The following is an 18018-nucleotide window of genomic DNA, read 5'->3' as shown; positions in this document are numbered from 1 at the left end:
GAGTATGATGCTGCGGCCAGCCCGCGCTCTGCCTGCTCAGTCGTCGGCGGCCTGTGTTTACACAGCGCACAATCTTAACCGGGTCTTTTTTTCACGATGCCTGCAAAAATTCGCTTTTCACTGTTAACGCTGGCGCTGCTCGTTTCCGGGCAGGTTGTTTCCCTTCCAGCACAGGCGACCACGACGCTGTCGCAAATGGCGCCCATTGCTCAGCCGCAAATTGCCTCAGGCAGCGCCCTGATCGTCGATCTGACGAGCGGGAAAACGTTATTTTCCAGTCACCCTGACCGGGTGCGGCCGATTGCCTCGATCACCAAGTTGATGACGGCAATGGTGGTACTGGATGCGCATCAGCCGATGAACGAGATGGTCACGGTTGATATCAGTCAGACGCCAGAGATGCGCGGCGTGTTTTCACGCGTGAAGCTTAACAGCCAGATAAGCCGTCGGAGCATGCTGATGCTGGCGCTGATGTCATCTGAAAACCGCGCGGCGGCCAGCCTGGCCCATGCGTATCCCGGTGGATATAACGCCTTTATTAAGGCGATGAATGCTAAGGCGCGTGCGCTGGGCATGAACCATACCCATTACGTTGAACCTACCGGTCTCTCCATTCAGAACGTCTCCAGCGCAGAAGATTTGGTGAAGCTGTTAAAAGCCACGCGCGAATATCCCCTGTTGGGCGAGCTGAGCACGACCAAAGAAGAAACCGCAGTATTTACCCATCCCAGCTACGCGCTGCCGTTCCGCAATACCAATCATCTGGTGTATAAGAATGGCTGGCACATTCAGTTGACCAAAACGGGCTATACCGATGAAGCGGGACATTGCCTGGTCATGCGTACCATGATTAAAAACCGCCCGGTGGCACTGGTGGTGCTGGATGCATTTGGTAAATATACCCATTTTGCCGATGCTAACCGTCTGCGCGACTGGCTGGAAACGGGCAAAGCGGCGCCGGTTCCGGCGGCCGCGCTGGCCTATAAAAAACAGAAAGCAGGTCAGGTTGCCAGCAACGCTGCCAGCGGTTCTGAAGTAGAGTAATATCCCGTCGGGCCGCCGCGGGCGGCCCGACCAATATTGATCGGTATTCCTATAGTTTCACGCCAGGCGAAAACTTAAACTACCCGCAAATGGCGAGGGTGATTCGCCTGATTACTGTGCCGGAATCTCATTCATATGCTCACGTTACGATCCTTTATTGTTCTGATTTTTTTAGCATTGTTCACCGCCGTTCCCATCCTGAGCATCGCCGCAGACGATCCGGCTCAGGCCACCACTACCCAGCAGCCTGACGACAAGCCGAAAGTGAACGCCTCGGTCGAGCTGCCCAAGATGCAGAAAATCCTCGACAAAATTAAAAGTCAGGTTTCCGTTGAAAGCGATGAAAATAAGCTGAGTCGGCTGAATGAAATGGCGCTGGAGCTGTCAGGCAATACGGATACGCTGGCCCAGGCGTTGCAGCCTGACCGTCAGCAGCTTGAGGCCCAGCTGGCCGTGCTTGGCCCAGCCCCCAAACCGGAAAGCGGCGTCAAAGAGACGGCAGACGTCACGCGCAAACGTAGCGCGCTGGAAAGTCAGAAAAGTAAGCTCGACGATCAGATTAAGCAGGCGGAGGGCATTAAAAACAGCGCCCTGATGCTGTCATCGCAAATCGTCAATCTGCGTCGCGATCAGTTGAAAAACAAACTGGCGCTTAACTCTGGCAGCATTTTAGGGCCACGTTTCTGGTCGCCGGTATTCAGCAGTCAGGATCTTGACGATGAGAAGATTGGCGATTTCTTAAACGAGCTGAAAGATACCGCTGCGCTGTCCTGGGAGTCAGGCTGGCGTCTGGGTACGCTAGGCTGGTTGCTGGCCGCCGTGCTGGTGATGACGTTGGGACGCCGCTATGGCGAAGAATTTTTAGCCTGGGTCAGCATTAATAAACTGCCGGAAGGACGCCTGCGCCGCAGCTTTCTGGCGACGGCCGTGGCCCTGACCAGCCTGGTGGCGGTGGTGTTGACCTTTGCCTTTATTTCCCAGGCCTTTACCCGCCGCGATGAAGTTTCCAGCGACGTGCAGGACTTTATTTATCGTCTGGTCGAATTAAGCGTTTATTGTGGTTTGATTGCCGGGCTCGGGCGGGCATTTTTGTCCACGCGTCGGCCAAGCTGGCGTTTACCCACCATCTCGAACGAGGTGGCGCTGGCCCTGAAACCTTTCCCACCTATCACCGCCTTGCTGGTGTTTATTTTCCAGACGGTAGAGTCCTTTAACTACACCGCCGGGACCAGCCTGAATACCAGTATCTTTGCTAACGGCCTGACGGCATTGCTGATCGGCAGCACGGCGCTGGCAATCAGCATGCGCACCAAGCGCGTTCGTCGGCGTCTGGCGCAGGAAGGCACGCCGCCGGAAGCGCGCTCAACGCTGGTCGGGCTGATTCAGATGGCCCTGACGCTGACGTCGCTGACGATTCTGGCTTCGCTGGTGATTGGTTACGTCACCCTGGCGCGTTTTTTAAGCTACGAGCTGGTGTGGTGTGGCATTTTGTTTGGTTCGTTTTACATACTCAGTCATTTGATTAACGACGGCTGTGAAAGCCTTTTCTCTGTCAATAATACGACGGGCAAGCGTATTCAGGGCTCGCTAAACATTGATGAGCGACATCTGCAGCAGGTCGCCACCATTCTTGCGGCGATCGGTAAAACCTTGCTGATCATGTTTGTCGCGCTGGCACTGCTTAACGGCACCTTTGCCTCTTCAACACCGATTGAGCTGCTGCAAAAGGCGATTGAGTTCTGGGGCGGTAAGGGCCTTGAATCCCTGAATATTGTGCCTGCCCACTTGGTTAACGCGCTGCTGTGCCTGATTGTGGGCATCTATATTCTGCGCTCGGTACGTCGCTGGCTTGATACCGATTTCCTGCCGAAGACCACCATGGACAGCGGCATGCGCATGTCGCTGGTCACGCTGTTCAGCAACGTTGGCTATGTCCTGATTATTTTGCTGACGCTGTCGATTATGGGGCTGCAGTGGAACAAGCTGGCCTGGATCGTCAGCGCCCTGTCGGTCGGTATCGGTTTCGGCCTGCAGGAAATCGTTAAAAACTTTATTTCCGGTCTGATTTTGCTGACTGAACGTCCGGTCAAAGTCGGGGATTTGGTGACGATCAGTGGCGTTGAAGGGGATATTCGCCGCATCAACGTGCGCGCAACGGAAATCCAGCTGGGTGATAAATCCACCGTGATCGTGCCTAACTCTCAGTTCATCTCTCAGAACGTACGTAATGCGACAATGGGCAATGCGCAGGGCGTGGTGACCATTAGCCTGACGTTTCCGTTGGATATCGATCCGGTACAGGTGCGGGAGATTTTGCTGAAGGTCTATGAGGAAAACGAGCGTATTCTGGAGAACCCGGAACCCTCGGTATCCTTTAAAGATCTTACCGCCCAGGGCATCGTGCTGAGCGTCACCGGCAACGTTGCCAGTCAGCGCCAGATCGCGGGCGCGAAGAGCGATCTACTGTTCGATATTCTGACCCGCTTGCGTAAAGAGGGCATTGTGCTGTCCACGCCGCAGACCATGATTATTGAGCGCCGTCAGCTGGTTTCTTCTGATGCGGTAACCGAAGAACCTCCTCGCTAAATAAACGGGCGGTCATTTTCGCTGGCCGCCCGTTTTACTCTGTTCAGGTGCGACGTGCCCAGTCAGGGCTGTTTTACCGCCCAGCCTTTTAGCTTACTGGTTTTACCGATGCCCGGATTAAAGCTGTTGGTGGGATCGAGCTTGCGGTAAAACGCGGTGAGCTGTGGCTGGGCCTGATACAGATGCCCGACATTATGCTCTGCCGGATATTCCGCCCCGCGGCTGTGCAAAATCGCCAGCATCTTTTCTTTCAGCGCATGAACATCCACGCCTTTTTTCACAATGTAATCCTGATGGAAGACATGGCAGAAGAAGTGCCCGTAATAAAGGCGATGGCTTATCGACTGGGTAATCTCATCAGGCAGGCTCTCAAACCACGCTTTATCATTGCGACGCAACGCAATATCCAGCGCCAGAATATCTTCTACCTCATCCGCATGAACGGCGTGATAGCGCACCGCCGCGCCCGCGGCCGCAAAGCGATGCAGAAAGGCATGCGCACCTTCTTTTCCTTCGCATTCAAAAAACTCGCCGCCGCCCTCACGAAAAAACTCACGCAGATAGTCACGCGCCTCCGCAATGCCATCACCCGACATTTTCAGCATTAAATGGTGTTGGTATTTATCACGATACTGTTTCATGCGTTTGGGAAGATGGGCGGGGAAGAGGCGACTGACGCGCTGCAGCAGCCGGTCGCTCAGATGCGGTTTGATAAACGACAGTTTGTTCAACCAGCCATCGACCCGGCCCTTGAGACTGAAAAACAGCGGCATCTTGTCGGTGCCAAGCTTGTCGATCATCAGGAAGGTGTCTTTGCCATAGACTTCGGCGATGTCGTAGATATCCCGATGCATATATTCCGCGGCCACGGGCAGATTGTTGAAATTCGCCAGCATATGGCAGCGCAGGTCACCCAGTACCGAGGCATCATTGGTGCCGATATAAAACACCTGCTGTTGCGGTTCGCGCGCAAACGTATCCAGGCGCACCGCAAATACCGCCAGCTTGCCTGCGCAGCCCGACGCTTCAAACAGGCGGCGGGCATCGGCGTTAAAACGGGCGGGCGTATCCGCATCAACATCACGCACCCGTTCGGCGTAGTCGTGATCGGAGGCATGACGGCCGTCATGCAGCACATCCCCGGGCTGCCAGCGATCATCATCCAGCCGCCCCAGAATCTCTTCTGGCGTGGTGCCAAGCTCAATACCAAGGTGGTTAACCAACTTCAGCCGTCCCTGGGCATCAATCTGGGCAAACAACGCCATCTCACTGTAGGCCGGGCCACGTTTAATCAGTGAACCGCCGGAGTTGTTGCAGATGCCACCCAGCACCGACGCGCCAATGCAGGATGATCCAATAACCGAATGCGGCTCGCGGCCCAGCGGCGCGAGGATTTTTTCCAGCTGATACAGCGTACTCCCCGGAAAGGCCAGCGCCTGTTTGCCGTTGTCGATCAGCTGTAGCTTATCCAGCCTCAGGGTACTGACAATGACCAGCGGGCGATCGTAGTCGTTACCCTGCGGCGTTGAGCCTTCGGTGAGGCCGGTGTTCGCCGCCTGCATCAGAATAATGGCATCGGCAGTCACCAGCGTTTGCAGGACGCGCCACAGTTCCAGCAGCGTCGCAGGAAAGACGACCGCCAGCGCGTCTCCCTCACCGGAACGGAAGCCTTTACGATAGCGGGCGGTATGGGCGGCCTCGGTCAGTACGTTACCAGAGCCGACCTGGCGGCGGAGATCGGCGATCAGGGCAGAAGGTGTCATCATGGGCAATTCCCTTGTCTTATGCATGCGTCATTACTGTAGCACGTGAGTTGCGTCGGGCGCAGTGTGATAGCCGCAGGTGACATGCTATGCTCTGAAGATGGCATTCTGCATTTAGTCGATATTGCGCAGTTACTTAAGAGAACCCAACCTGATGAAATGGATTTGCTCTGTTAGCCTCGCTGTTTCCCTTGCTCTGCAACCTGCATTTGCCGGGGAGCCCACCGTTCACCATCCCATGACCGAACAGGCGCGTGATGCCTACGTGAACAACCTGCTGAAAAAAATGACGCTGGACGAGAAAATCGGCCAGTTACGTTTAATCAGCGTGGGCCCGGATACGCCAAAAGAAGCCGTACGTGAGATGATCCACAAAGGTCAGGTTGGCGCCATTTTTAATACCGTGACGCGTCAGGATATTCGCGCGATGCAGGACCAGGTGATGCAGCTAAGCCGCCTGAAAATTCCGCTGTTTTTTGCCTATGACGTGGTACACGGGCAGCGAACGATTTTCCCGATTCCCTTAGCGCTGGCATCCAGCTGGGATCTCGACGCCGTCAATGAAGTGGGGCGCATTTCTGCCTATGAAGCGGCGGACGATGGGTTAAATATGACCTGGGCACCGATGGTCGACGTCAGCCGTGAACCGCGCTGGGGCCGCGTGTCTGAAGGGTTCGGCGAGGACACCTATTTAACCTCTGCCATGGGACGCACCATGGTGCAGGCGATGCAGGGCAAAAGCCCCGCAGACCGCTACAACATTATGACCAGCGTGAAACACTTTGCGCTCTATGGCGCGGTGGAAGGCGGACGCGATTACAACACCGTGGATATGAGCCCACAGCGCATGTTCCAGGACTACCTGCCGCCGTATAAAGCCTCGCTGGATGCCGGCAGCGGCGGCGTAATGGTCGCGCTGAATTCCATTAATGGCGTGCCCGCGACGGCCGACAGCTGGCTGCTGAAAGATCTGCTGCGTCATGAATGGAAATTCAAAGGAATAACCATCAGCGATCACGGGGCGATTAAAGAGCTGATCAAGCACGGTGTGGCGAGCGATCCCCAGGATGCCGTGCGTATTGCCATTAAGTCTGGCGTAGATATGAGTATGAGCGATGAATACTACAGCCAGTATTTACCCGACCTGGTGAAGCGCGGCATCGTCAGCAAAGCCGAAATCGATGATGCGGCCCGGCACGTGCTCAATGTGAAATACGATATGGGGCTGTTTAACGATCCCTACAGTCATCTTGGCCCGAAAGAGAGCGATCCGCAGGATACCAACGCAGAAAGCCGTTTACACCGCCCGGAAGCCCGCGATGTGGCCCGCAAGAGTATGGTGCTGCTGAAAAACCGCCTTGATACCTTACCGCTGAAGAAATCTGGCACCATTGCCTTGATTGGACCGCTTGCCGACAGCCAGCGTGACGTCATGGGCAGCTGGTCGGCGGCGGGCGTCGCCAAACAGTCGGTTTCCCTGCTGCAGGGCATGAAAAACGCCACCGAAGGCAAAGCCACGCTGCTGTACGCCAAAGGCGCGAACGTGTCAGATAACAAAGGCATTCAGGACTTCCTCAACATGTATGAACCGGCCGTGGCGGTCGATCCGCGTTCGCCGCAGGCAATGATTGATGAGGCGGTCGAGAAAGCGAAGCAGGCCGATGTCATCGTGGCGGCGGTAGGGGAAGCGCAGGGCATGGCGCACGAGGCGTCCAGCCGCAGTAATCTGATGATCCCGCCTTCGCAACAGAAGCTGTTAGCCGCGCTGAAAGCGACAGGCAAGCCGCTGGTGATTGTGCTGATGAATGGTCGCCCATTGACGCTGGTTGATGAAGACAGAATGGCCGATGCCATGCTGGAAACCTGGTTCAGCGGAACAGAAGGGGGCAATGCTATCGCGGATGTGCTGTTTGGCGATTACAACCCATCGGGTAAACTGCCGATGTCTTTCCCCCGCTCCGTGGGTCAGATTCCCATCTATTACAACCATTTACCGACCGGCCGCCCGTACAATTTTGCCAAGCCCAACAAGTACACATCGCACTACTACGATGCGGAAAACGGCCCGCTTTATCCGTTTGGTTATGGCCTGAGCTACACCACGTTCACCGTGTCGCCAGTCACGCTTTCATCAGAAACGATGGCGCACAACGGCAGTATCGAAGCCAGCGTAACCGTAACGAACAGCGGCAAAGTGGACGGTGCCACGGTGGTACAGCTCTATCTCAACGATCCCGTTGCCAGCATCAGCCGTCCGGTAAAAGAGTTGCATGGCTTCAAGCGCATCATGCTCAAAGCCGGTGAATCTCAGCAGGTGACCTTTAAGATTGATGTGGATGCGCTGAAGTTTTGGAACCAGCAGATGAAGCACGTTGCCGAACCGGGTAAATTTAACGTCATGATTGGTCTGGACTCAGTCCGCACGCAAAACACCCAGTTCACCTATCAGTAAACCTCAGACGGACCTGGTTGCAGGTTCCTGTCGATGTCACCGCTTCCCCGTTCGGGGAGGCGGGTTTATCCTCCGTTCCTGCCTTCTGCCTTCATCGATTCACTTTGAGAGTTTTACCCTTGCCTGTCGTGGCAGCAGACGTGATCCTGCTCTATCCTCGGGGAAAATGGATTCCTCAAGTACTGTCGAGGCGCTATGACGTATCAATCACTGATTGCTGAAGTCCACAATCAGCAGCGCACCCTGACGGCAATTGTCGAACAGGATGCGCGGACTGCTTATTTCTATATCTGGCCAACCGATCTGTTTCGTAGCCAGTTTGCGGTGCGTGGCTGCTGGTTACGAAACCTGCTCCCTGCGCCGGTTCAGGAAGATCACCAGGCGATGGAACAGGGCATTGCCCCCCTGCTGAGTGCAGAATACTGCCGTAATCTGGAAGCTGAACCGCCGCTGGATCCCGCAGGTCTGCAAATTCTCTGGGAACCCGGAGATGCGGGAGCGGCACTGTGGTACTACGGGCAACTTCTTGCCGTGATTCCTGGCTGGAGCCTTTACCAGGATAAACAGGTCAGTTTCTCCGCCGGTTGTATCAAAAAAAACCGTCTGACCGCGCCGCTCGGTTCAGCCTCGACCAATCATTACTATGCCCTTGCCGAACAGCAGCGCCAGTTCTGGCGTGAATGGCATGACGGCAGCCAATGGGACAAGGTGCAACAGGACTTGCTGGCCTGTTATCAGGCGCAGTTTGGCGAGTCGGTCAAATACTACGCGATCGATCAGGGCAACTGGCCGCCCATGGCGCTCTCTCAGCACTACCATAACGGCATCTGGTACTTTCTGACCCTGGGCATGAGCATTCGCCCCATGCCGCAGGTTGATTTTCTGTTCGATGAGCTGGCCCCGCAGTACCGCCGGGCAGAGCTGGCGATGGCGGTCGATGGCGAAGTCATGACAGAAAGCAATGCGGTCCAGATGGCCAGCGCGCTGGCTGAATTTGTCCATTTGCCGTGGGCGCGGCTGACCTGGCTGGGTGAAGGCCATACGCTGGCCTCAGAGGTGGCACCGGTGGGATTCGAAAGCTACCTGTTAGCCAACGAGCTGGCCCCGGAACAGGCCCAGTTCCCGCTGCCGAGGCAGGATGGCGACAGACCCACGCTGCTGTGGGCCACGCCGGTAACCGAAGCGGAACGGCAATTTGCCCAGAGCGAAGCCCAGGGCGGGCAGCATCTGCGTGAACGGCTCACCGCCGGGGGAAATACGCACATATTTCGACCGCGCGAACAGGTCGTGAACACAGAATAAACGCCGGAGACAGGGCGATTTTTCCTCCTGGTGGAAAAAGTTACTGACCTGGCGTAACTAAATATCTTTATTGTTAAAAGACTTGTTAAATTTGTGATCTGGTCTACTCAAGTTCCCCCTTGCCGTGCCGTTAACCCCGATCAGGCAATAGCGCCACAAAAGGTCCAGGGGAACAATGATGTTAAAGACCACGCAATCCCGCTTCACAGCAACGCTTATCGGTTTTTTTGTTGCGCTAGTGTTGGTCACTATTTGGGTGATCAACCAGTTTGTCGCGCCTCAGTTGGTGGACAATGAAAGCCGCCTGATTCGCTATCAGGTGGATTCGCTGGCAACCGGCATCGTTGAGCAAATGAACCGTGTTCAGGCACAGCAACGTGCCATTACCGAGGCCGCCTCGGTCATCGACAGCGCCGCCATCGACACCTTATTACCTGCACTGGTCAACCAGTATCAGGACAGTAACGTTTTCGGTGGCGGTATCTGGCCTTTACCCCATCGTCGCGAGGCGGGTAAAGAGAAAGACAGCAGCTTTTTTGCACGTGACGCCAGCAACAAGCTTCAGGTTAACACCTACTGGAACTCTGAAGCCGCGGACAAATACTGGGAGCAGCCCTGGTATAAAGACGGCATGGCCGCGCCGAAAGGGCAGTGCGCATGGGCTAAAGCTTATCAGGATGCCGCCAGCCCACAGCCGCGTACCAACTGTGCCATGGCAATCTACCGCGACGGGACAGTCTGGGGCGTTTCCACCATCGACGTTACGCTGGGTTTCTTCAACCAACTGGCTAAAAAGATGGGCGAGGCGATTCATGGAGACGTCCTGATCGTTGAGTCTGACGGCAAAGTCGTGGGTAACGCGGCGCTGGTTAACGGCACGCCGAAACTCGAAAACCTGAGCGATCTGCAAAATCCTATGGCTGCGCCGCTGAAAGCGATGCTTGCCAGTGCGGGGACAAAGTCCGCAGAGTCAACCTATAGCAGCAACGATGGCGAGCAAACGCTGTTTCTGCAGGCTATTCCGGGCAGCCCGTGGTATCTGGCCAGTAGCGTACCGTCCAGCCTGCTGAAAGCCCAGTCCCACAATATGCTGATGCGCCTGGGTTTGGTGCAGATCCCTCTGGCCATTATTCTGTTGCTGGTCATGCTGGGTTTCATGCGCGCCATGATGAAGCGTTTGAGCATGCTCAACCAAAATATCGAAGCGCTGTCGACAGGGGGCGCGGATCTCACGCAGCGTCTGCCAGCCAGTAACAGCCCGGAATTTAACGCCGTTGCGCAGAGCTTTAACCACTTTATCAGCTATCTGCAGGGGTTAATGCAGCAGGTCGGCAGCAGCGCCCTGGCCATCTCTGCGGCGTCGCGTGAAATTGCCAGCGGCAACACCAACCTCTCCTCGCGCACGGAAGAGCAGGCCAGCTCGATTGTTGAAACGGCGGCTTCTATGGAGCAACTGACCGGCACTGTACGCCAGAACGCCGACAACGCAACGCATGCGAACCAGCTGGCGGGTGAGGCTTCTAAAGTGGCGTCGCGCGGAACGGAAGTGGTTCGTCAGGTGGTGAGCACGATGGGCGAAATTCACCACTCTTCGCGTAAAGTCGTCGATATCATCAGCGTGATCGACAGCATTGCCTTCCAGACCAATATCCTGGCACTCAACGCCGCCGTTGAAGCCGCGCGTGCTGGCGAGCAGGGCCGTGGTTTTGCCGTGGTCGCCTCGGAGGTGCGTAATCTGGCGCAGCGTTCGGCCAACTCCGCACGTGAAATCAAAAAACTGATCGAAGAGTCGGTCGCGAATATCGATGCAGGCAGTCAGCTGGTCGAACAGGCAGGACAAACCATGGACGAGCTGGTGCAGGGCGTGAGCAGCGTCACTACGCTAATGAGCGAGATCATGGCCGCCAGTCGTGAGCAGAGCATGGGCATCGAACAGGTTAACGTTGCCATTACTCAGCTTGACGGCACCACGCAGCAGAACGCCGTCTTAGTGGAAGAGGTCTCCTCTGCCGCGCAGGCGATGGAAGCCCAGAGTCTGCAACTGGAACAGGTTGTACAAAGCTTCAAACTGTAATTCACAGTCAGGCCAGCGCCCGCTGGCCTGACGTTTTCGACGATCGCCATTGCCGTCTGACAGATTTGTGCATAAACAGCACAATTTTATCCCCTCAACCTCCCCAATCTTGTGCCAGAATAATGAGGAATACACTCAAGGAATCCTCATGTCTGCTATTGAAGTTATCCTCGTCGACCATCTTGATCGTCCCACCGGCAAAATGGAAAAGTTGGAAGTGCATGAAAAAGGATTACTGCACCGCGCTGTCACGGTGTACGTTTTTAACACCCGGCAGGAGCTGCTGCTCCAGCGTCGCGCCAGTGACAAATATCACTGCGGCGGATTATGGAGCAATACCTGCTGCGGTCATCCTTATCCTCATGAATCGACTAAAGAGGCGGCCGAACGCCGTCTGCGCGAAGAAATGGGCATGATCCTGTCGCTGACGCCTGTCTTCGAACTGAGCTATAACCTGCCGCTCAGTAATGGCCTGACAGAGCACGAGTACGGCCATGTCTTTTTTGCCGTGAGCGACGCGCTGCCCGTGCTTAACCCGCAGGAGGCGGATGCATTTGACTACCGCTCAATGCAGGATATTGCCCAGCAAATGCAGCAGCAGCCCCAGCAGTTTACGCCCTGGTTCCTTCATACCTTTCCCCGTATTCCAGCCTGTCTCGACAGTTTCACTTTCCCGGCTTAATCACCGAGCCCTGGCCGATGCGGTCAGGGTTAGCCGCATCTGATTTCAGGACAAAACAGATCGCGGAATGCGATTGCCAGGCTACGCTTTTATTGCAACCTCTAAAACGGTGGGCGTGCCTGGCAGGTTATCCCTACAGCCAACCGTACTTCCAGATGAATACATCAATAAGGAAAGCATCATGGCAAACATTCGCGGTTTGGCCGGCATCAGCCTTTTACTGCTGAGTCTGGGAATGGCACACGCGGCCGACCCGGTGCGTGTGGGTTCCAAGATAGATACTGAAGGCTCACTGCTGGGCAATGTCATCCTGCTGGTGCTGGAAAAGCACGGCGTCAAGACCGTTAACAAAATTCAGCTGGGGGCAACCCAGGTGGTGCGGGGCGCCATCACCGCGGGCGAACTGGATATCTACCCGGAATACACCGGCAACGGAGCCTTCTTTTTTAATGATGAAAAAGACAGTGCCTGGAAGCATGCCCGCGAAGGCTATGAAAAAGTGAAAAAACTTGATGCCGAAAAAAATCACCTCGTGTGGCTGACGCCCGCCCCGGCGAACAACACCTGGACCATCGCGGTCCGTAACGACGTCGCGGAGAAAAATCACCTCAACTCCCTTGACGATCTCAGCGCCTATCTGAAAAAAGGGGGCACGTTCAAGCTGGCTGCCTCTGCGGAATTTATTGAACGCAGTGATGCGCTTCCCGCATTCGAAAAAGCCTATGGCTTTACGTTAAAACAGGATCAGCTGTTATCGTTGGCCGGGGGCGATACCGCCGTGACTATCGGCGCAGCCGCGCAGCAAACGTCAGGCGTCAATGCCGCCATGGCTTACGGTACGGATGGCCCGGTTGCCGCGTTGGGCCTGAAAACGCTCAGTGACCCAAAAGGCGTTCAGCCCATTTATGCGCCTGCGCCAGTAGTGCGTGAAGCGGTTCTCCAGGCTTACCCGCAAATGGCTGCATGGCTTAAACCCGTTTTCAGTGCGCTGGATGAAAAGACATTGCAGCAGCTCAACGCCAAAATTGCCGTTGAAGGGCAGGACGCCAGCAGCGTGGCGAAAGCGTGGTTAGAACAGAAAAAGCTGCTGTAACCGATGTGGCTATCGCGGGAGGCGATATCCCGGCCTCGACAGCAGCCGGTGGCGCTGGTACTGATTATGTTACTGAGCCTGACGTCAGGCTGCCTGCCGTTTGTGAGCTTTGCGGCTAATCGTCTGGTTGCCGGCCAGCCGGTGATGCTCTGGCAAATGGCGCACGGCATGGCGCTTCTGCCCCCGCTGGCGTTGCTGTGGTTACTGCTGTGGGCCAGACCGACGGGGTTTCGCTGCGCGTTGCAGTTAATAAGCGCCGGGCTGGTGCTGGCGGTCATGATCTGGCTCAGCGGCGACCAGGCCAGGGTGCTGGCCGGGCAGGGCAGCCGACTGGCGCGAACCAGCTTTGCGAGCGGCATGTGGTGCGGCAGCGCGCTGACGCTACTGTTGATCACCGATACCGCGCGTGCGCTCACCCGCCGCAGGCTGTGGCAACTGGTGCTGAATCTGCTGGTATGGATCCTTCCCCTCTGGCTGCTGTTCAGCGGCCAGCTGGACGACCTGTCGTTACTGAAAGAATATGCCAACCGCCAGTCGGTCTTTGATGCGGCCTTATTGCGTCATCTGACGCTACTGGCCGCCACCGTCCTGCCTGCTTTACTGATTGCTTTCCCGCTGGGCATCGTGCTTTACCGGCGATCCGGCTGGCAAAGCAGCGTCTTCGGCGTGCTGAATGTGGTTCAGACGGTGCCCTCCGTGGCGCTGTTTGGCTTACTCATTGCCCCACTGGCGGGGCTGGCAAAACGCTTTCCCTGGGCAGGTGCATGGGGCATCAGCGGCATTGGCATGGCGCCCGCGCTGATCGCGCTGGTGTTGTATGCCCTGTTGCCGCTGGTGCGCAGCGTGGTAACCGGACTGCAGCAGGTGCCGCCAGACGTGCGCGAAAGTGCGCGCGGCATGGGGCTGAGCGGCAGGCAGCAGTTTTTCGCCGTGGAGGTGCCGCTGGCCTTGCCGGTGTGGTTGTCGGGCATACGGGTTGTGGTGGTGCAGACACTGGGCATGGCCGTGGTGGCGGCGCTGATCGGCGCAGGCGGATTCGGCGCGATTATTTTCCAGGGGCTGCTGAGCAACGCGCTGGACTTAGTGCTGTTAGGCGTGATCCCGGTGATTGCGATGGCGGTGACTTTGGATGCGTTATTCCGCTTGTTGATTTCCCTGCTGGAGAGAAAAGATGATTCAGTTTGATGGCGTCACCCGGTTCTTTGCGGGTAAAGCCGCGGTTAAAAACCTGTCGCTGACCATCGCAAAAGGAACCTTTACCGTGCTGCTGGGCACCTCGGGCTCAGGTAAATCGACCACGCTTAAAATGATTAATCGTCTGGTGGAGTACGATGAAGGGGAAATCCGCTTTGCAGGCGAATCCATTCGTCAGATGGATGCCCAGGCGCTGCGCCGCCGTACCGGCTATGCCATTCAGTCGATTGGTCTGTTTCCGCACTGGACGATTGAAAAGAACATGGCTACCGTCCCTGCCTTGCTGGGCTGGTCAAAAGCGCGCAGGCGCGAACGTATTGACGAGTTGATCGCACTGCTGAATTTGGATCCGGCATTACTTCGCCGCTATCCACATCAGCTCTCCGGGGGACAACAGCAGCGCGTTGGTGTTGCGCGGGCGCTGGCGGCGGATCCTGACGTACTGCTGATGGATGAACCCTTTGGCGCACTGGACCCGGTCACGCGCACTGCGCTTCAGCAGGAGATGTTACGCATTCACCGTGCTTCAGGGTGCACCATCGTGCTGGTCACGCACGATATTGATGAAGCCCTGACGCTGGCCGACAATATTGTACTCATGGACGACGGTGAGATCGTTCAGCAGGGTAAACCGCTTGAATTGCTGACCCGGCCAGGCAACGACTTTGTGCGTGATTTTCTGGGGCGCAGCGAGATAGGGCTGCATCTGCTGGCGCTTGGCCAGGTGGGACGCGCAGTACGTCGTGGGGAATGGCTGGATGCCGAGCCGCTGGCGGCGACGCTGAGCCTGCGCGAAGCGTTGTCACAGTTTATCAGCCGCGGCACGGATAAACTGCCCGTCGTAGATGCGCATCAGCAACCGCTGGGCGTGCTCTACTTCAGCGATCTCCTTCATCACGCAGAGGCTCAACAATGCGACGGTTAGCCGATCCTCTGCTGTGGCTGGTCCTGTTTTATCTCAGCCTGCTGGCGGCCATGCCCTACAGCGGCCCCGTGTTTGCCGCCTGGTTTCCCGATCTGGCCCGCCCGCTTTATCAGCAGGACAGTTTCTGGCAGCTCACCCTGGCACATCTTTTTCTGGTGGTAACCGCCAGCCTGATGGCGGTTGCTATCGGCGTCGGCAGCGGCGTGCTGGTCACTCGCCCTGCGGGACGGGCTTTTCGCCCGTTGTTGGAAACCATCGCCGCCGCCGGTCAGACGATCCCGCCGGTGGCGGTGCTGGCGATAGCCGTGCCTGTCATGGGATTCGGCGCGTGGCCTGCCGTGGTGGCATTGCTGCTTTATGGGCTGCTGCCAATTTTACAGGGCACACTGGCGGGGCTGGACAGCGTCCCGGCCAGCAGTCGTGAGATCGCCGTGGGTGTCGGCATGAGTGGCTGGCAGCGTTTGTGGCAGGTTGAGCTTGCGCTGGCGGCACCGGTGATCATTGCCGGGATACGTAACTCCGTCATCATCAATATCGGCACGGCGGCCATCGCCTCTACCGTCGGGGCAAAGAGCCTGGGATCGCCCATCATCATCGGCCTGAGCGGCTTTAATACCGCCTATGTCATACAAGGCGCGTTGCTGGTCGGGCTGTTAGCGATCGTCAGCGATCGCCTGTTTGAACGGCTGCAGCGCCGTCTTAGCGTGAATGAACGATAAGTGAATAGCCAACCAGCATAAGTCCACTGGTGCCGCCGATAGCCATAATGGCAAACAGCGTGGCAAAAAATGTTTTTTTCCAGTTCATAACTAACCTGAGGGTGTTTACGTCAAGGCGGGGATAATAGCGCGCGCAAGGCAGCAGTCATAGTGCCGAGCGTGCGTTTTTATTTCAGTGTGCGTCGTGCAAACGTACAGAGAATCCCTGTTCCTGCCAGTGTGCCAGCTGTTCCTGCTGACGGCGCGTCAGTCTTTTACCGGTAAAAACAAACATATTCAGCCCCGGAAATAACTCGGGCCGGGGAACATCAAGCGGTTCGGCAAGCACGTCGATGCGCCAGCCGTGCTGCGACAGTCGCCATCCTTCCAGCCAGATGCGCGTGCGATCTTCAATGCCCCAGCCAATAATCAGCGCTTCTTTACCGGCTTTTTTGCGACTGCTTGCCAGACAAAAAGCCACGTAGTCGATCAGGATGCCATCCAGCAGGCTGCACATTGTCCGTGCTGTATTCTGATCCAGGCTGAGTTTCTGCCTTATGGGCATAAAAACGTGATCGATCAAGGCATCAACCGCATGTTCGCGACCAATTAAAGCGATCTTGTTGCGTAGCTTAGCCGGTCTTACATGGCGCAGTATGCTGATGAGTTCGTCCTGCATGGCGGTCCAGCCATCGTTGGAATCAACATCTCCACCTTCCAGTAGTGCTTTGACCTTGCCTACTGGTACTCCACTTTCAATCCAGCGCATGATTTCCTGGATACGCTGAACATCTTCTTCATCGAACTGTCGATGACCGCCTTCGGTACGTTGTGGTTTCAATAATCCATAACGTCGTTGCCAGGCGCGTAAGGTAACCGGATTTATGCCACAGCGTTCGGCGACATCGCCGATACTGTATAAGGTCATATTTACCTCTTTAAACTGACCTGAGTTAAAACACCATAACGAAGCCTGTTAAGTTGTACAACCAATTTTTAGATGTACAACTTGACGGCTGCGCTTAATTGTTGTTCTATCTCAGTTATGAGATTTATTTTTCATAAGTGAGATGAAACATGTCTTTTGATAATACGGAGCAACGCTTAGCAGCCCGCCTTGCAGAATTACGGATGAAGCAGGGTTGGTCACTTGATGAACTCTCAACCGCCACCGGCATTAGCCGGCCCACATTATCGCGTATTGAGCGTGCTGAAACCAGCCCAACGGCTGCCCTGCTTAATCGTTTGTGTGTGGCTTACAGTCTGACCATGTCGCGCCTGCTGAGCGAAGTGGAAGCGGAAAGCGATCTCCTGATCCCTCGCGAACGCCAGCCGATCTGGAACGACGAAGCCAGTGGATTTAGCCGCCGCAATGTCTCACCGCCCGCCCATAATTTCCGCTGTGAGCTGATCGAAGGCACACTGCGGCCCGGCGCGCGCGTCGAATACGACGCGCCACCGCTACAGGGCATGGAACAACATATCTGGATGCAACAGGGACAGCTGACGATAACCATGGGCGCGCAGAGCTGGACCTTAGCACCCGGCGACAGCCTGCGTTTTCATCTTAGCGGCGCGTCCGCTTTTCAGGCACATCTTACTGAAGGTGCCCGCTACTTACTGGTGGTCTGCAAATCATGATGACGTATCAACAACTCAGCGCCGCTGAGGCACAACAGGTTTTACCCGAACTGGCCCAGGTCTTACAGGCCTGTGTGGCCGAGGGTGCCAGCATCGGTTTTATCGATCCTGAAAACATCAGCGTGATGACCCTTTTTTGGCAAAATCAGCTTGCCGCGCTGGAAAAAGGCCAGAGTGAACTGCTGGTTGCCCGCCAGCATGGCCGGGTGGTGGGCACCGTGATGCTCAATGACAGCGCCATGCCCAATGGAAGCCATAGGGCCGAAGTCAGTAAGCTGCTCGTGCATCCGCAGGCGCGGCGGCAGGGGATAGCGCGCAGGTTAATGCAGCAGGCAGAACAGCGGGCGCATCAGAAGGGAAAACGCCTGCTGGTGCTGGACACCCGATCCGGGGACGTGGCAAGCGATCTTTATCGCGCGCTGCACTGGCAGGTTGCGGGTGAAATTCCTGCCTATGCGCAGTCTATTGAGGGAAAACTGGACGCGACCACAGTGATGTTTAAGGTGCTGGATTCGCACGGCGGCTGAAGTACAGGCCTTCGGGCCGCCGCCTTATCCCTGCGCA

The 18018-nt window shown here is 56.3% G+C and carries 14 protein-coding genes; 12 read left to right on the top strand and 2 right to left on the bottom strand.

The genetic code is table 11. The annotated features are described in order from the left end of the window. The first annotated feature begins 96 nt into the window (after positions 1-96). Together pbpG and NXS97_RS06750 are read left to right on the top strand one after the other, a co-directional pair. Positions 97-1044: a D-alanyl-D-alanine endopeptidase gene (pbpG, locus tag NXS97_RS06755; protein ID WP_014593242.1), complete on the top strand. Its 948-nt coding sequence runs from the start codon at positions 97-99 to the stop codon at positions 1042-1044. Between the two features lie 135 nt (positions 1045-1179). Beyond that, on the top strand, positions 1180-3630 hold the full coding sequence (locus NXS97_RS06750) for a DUF3772 domain-containing protein (protein ID WP_024470901.1): 2451 nt from the start codon (positions 1180-1182) through the stop codon (positions 3628-3630). Between the two features lie 62 nt (positions 3631-3692). Here the strand turns inward: NXS97_RS06750 and dld are convergent, their stop codons facing one another. Further along, positions 3693-5396, bottom strand: coding sequence for a D-lactate dehydrogenase (dld, locus tag NXS97_RS06745; protein ID WP_024470902.1), 1704 nt, complete (start codon positions 5394-5396; stop codon positions 3693-3695). Positions 5397-5547: 151 nt separating this feature from the next. Here dld and bglX point away from each other — a divergent pair, with 151 nt between their 5' ends. The 8 genes from bglX to NXS97_RS06705 all read left to right on the top strand — a co-directional run bounded on the left by bglX (position 5548) and on the right by NXS97_RS06705 (position 15834). Further along, the gene (gene bglX, locus NXS97_RS06740) at positions 5548-7845 is read left to right on the top strand and encodes a beta-glucosidase BglX (protein WP_013025134.1); all 2298 of its coding nucleotides are present in this window, start codon (positions 5548-5550) and stop codon (positions 7843-7845) included. 195 nt (positions 7846-8040) lie between these two features. Then, a complete protein-coding gene (locus NXS97_RS06735; protein WP_019106159.1) occupies positions 8041-9147 on the top strand; it encodes a suppressor of fused domain protein in 1107 nt (368 codons plus the stop codon). 178 nt (positions 9148-9325) lie between these two features. Next, positions 9326-11221 (top strand): methyl-accepting chemotaxis protein, encoded by a 1896-nt coding sequence (locus NXS97_RS06730; protein ID WP_026021034.1) that lies wholly within the window; start codon positions 9326-9328, stop codon positions 11219-11221. A gap of 148 nt (positions 11222-11369) precedes the next feature. Next, complete coding sequence (gene idi, locus NXS97_RS06725; protein ID WP_014593247.1) at positions 11370-11903, top strand: isopentenyl-diphosphate Delta-isomerase; 534 nt, start codon at positions 11370-11372, stop codon at positions 11901-11903. Positions 11904-12138: 235 nt separating this feature from the next. Continuing rightward, a complete protein-coding gene (locus NXS97_RS06720) occupies positions 12139-12996 on the top strand; it encodes an ABC transporter substrate-binding protein (protein WP_085980253.1) in 858 nt (285 codons plus the stop codon). Positions 12997-12999: 3 nt separating this feature from the next. Further along, a complete protein-coding gene (locus tag NXS97_RS06715; protein WP_028714965.1) occupies positions 13000-14181 on the top strand; it encodes an ABC transporter permease in 1182 nt (393 codons plus the stop codon). Continuing rightward, entirely contained in the window at positions 14168-15115 is a 948-nt protein-coding gene (locus tag NXS97_RS06710) for an ABC transporter ATP-binding protein (RefSeq protein WP_024470905.1), read from the top strand. Before NXS97_RS06715 ends, NXS97_RS06710 begins: the two co-directional genes overlap by 14 nt. Beyond that, a complete protein-coding gene (locus tag NXS97_RS06705) occupies positions 15103-15834 on the top strand; it encodes an ABC transporter permease (RefSeq protein WP_024470906.1) in 732 nt (243 codons plus the stop codon). The genes NXS97_RS06710 and NXS97_RS06705 overlap by 13 nt, the downstream gene beginning before the upstream one ends. A gap of 172 nt (positions 15835-16006) precedes the next feature. Here the strand turns inward: NXS97_RS06705 and NXS97_RS06695 are convergent, their stop codons facing one another. Further along, complete coding sequence (locus NXS97_RS06695; RefSeq protein WP_013025143.1) at positions 16007-16741, bottom strand: MerR family transcriptional regulator; 735 nt, start codon at positions 16739-16741, stop codon at positions 16007-16009. 149 nt (positions 16742-16890) lie between these two features. Here NXS97_RS06695 and NXS97_RS06690 point away from each other — a divergent pair, with 149 nt between their 5' ends. Both NXS97_RS06690 and NXS97_RS06685 read left to right on the top strand, forming a co-directional pair. Beyond that, positions 16891-17454, top strand: coding sequence for a helix-turn-helix domain-containing protein (locus NXS97_RS06690; RefSeq protein ID WP_013025144.1), 564 nt, complete (start codon positions 16891-16893; stop codon positions 17452-17454). After that, positions 17451-17981: a GNAT family N-acetyltransferase gene (locus NXS97_RS06685; RefSeq protein WP_014593251.1), complete on the top strand. Its 531-nt coding sequence runs from the start codon at positions 17451-17453 to the stop codon at positions 17979-17981. The genes NXS97_RS06690 and NXS97_RS06685 overlap by 4 nt, the downstream gene beginning before the upstream one ends. Positions 17982-18018: the final 37 nt, after the last annotated feature.

Source organism: Pantoea sp. B623, assembly GCF_024814475.1.
In the GTDB taxonomy this organism is placed as follows: Bacteria; Pseudomonadota; Gammaproteobacteria; order Enterobacterales; family Enterobacteriaceae; genus Pantoea; species Pantoea ananatis.
Note: the sequence above shows the minus strand (reverse complement) of the source record. Positions and strands in the feature narration are given on the sequence as shown.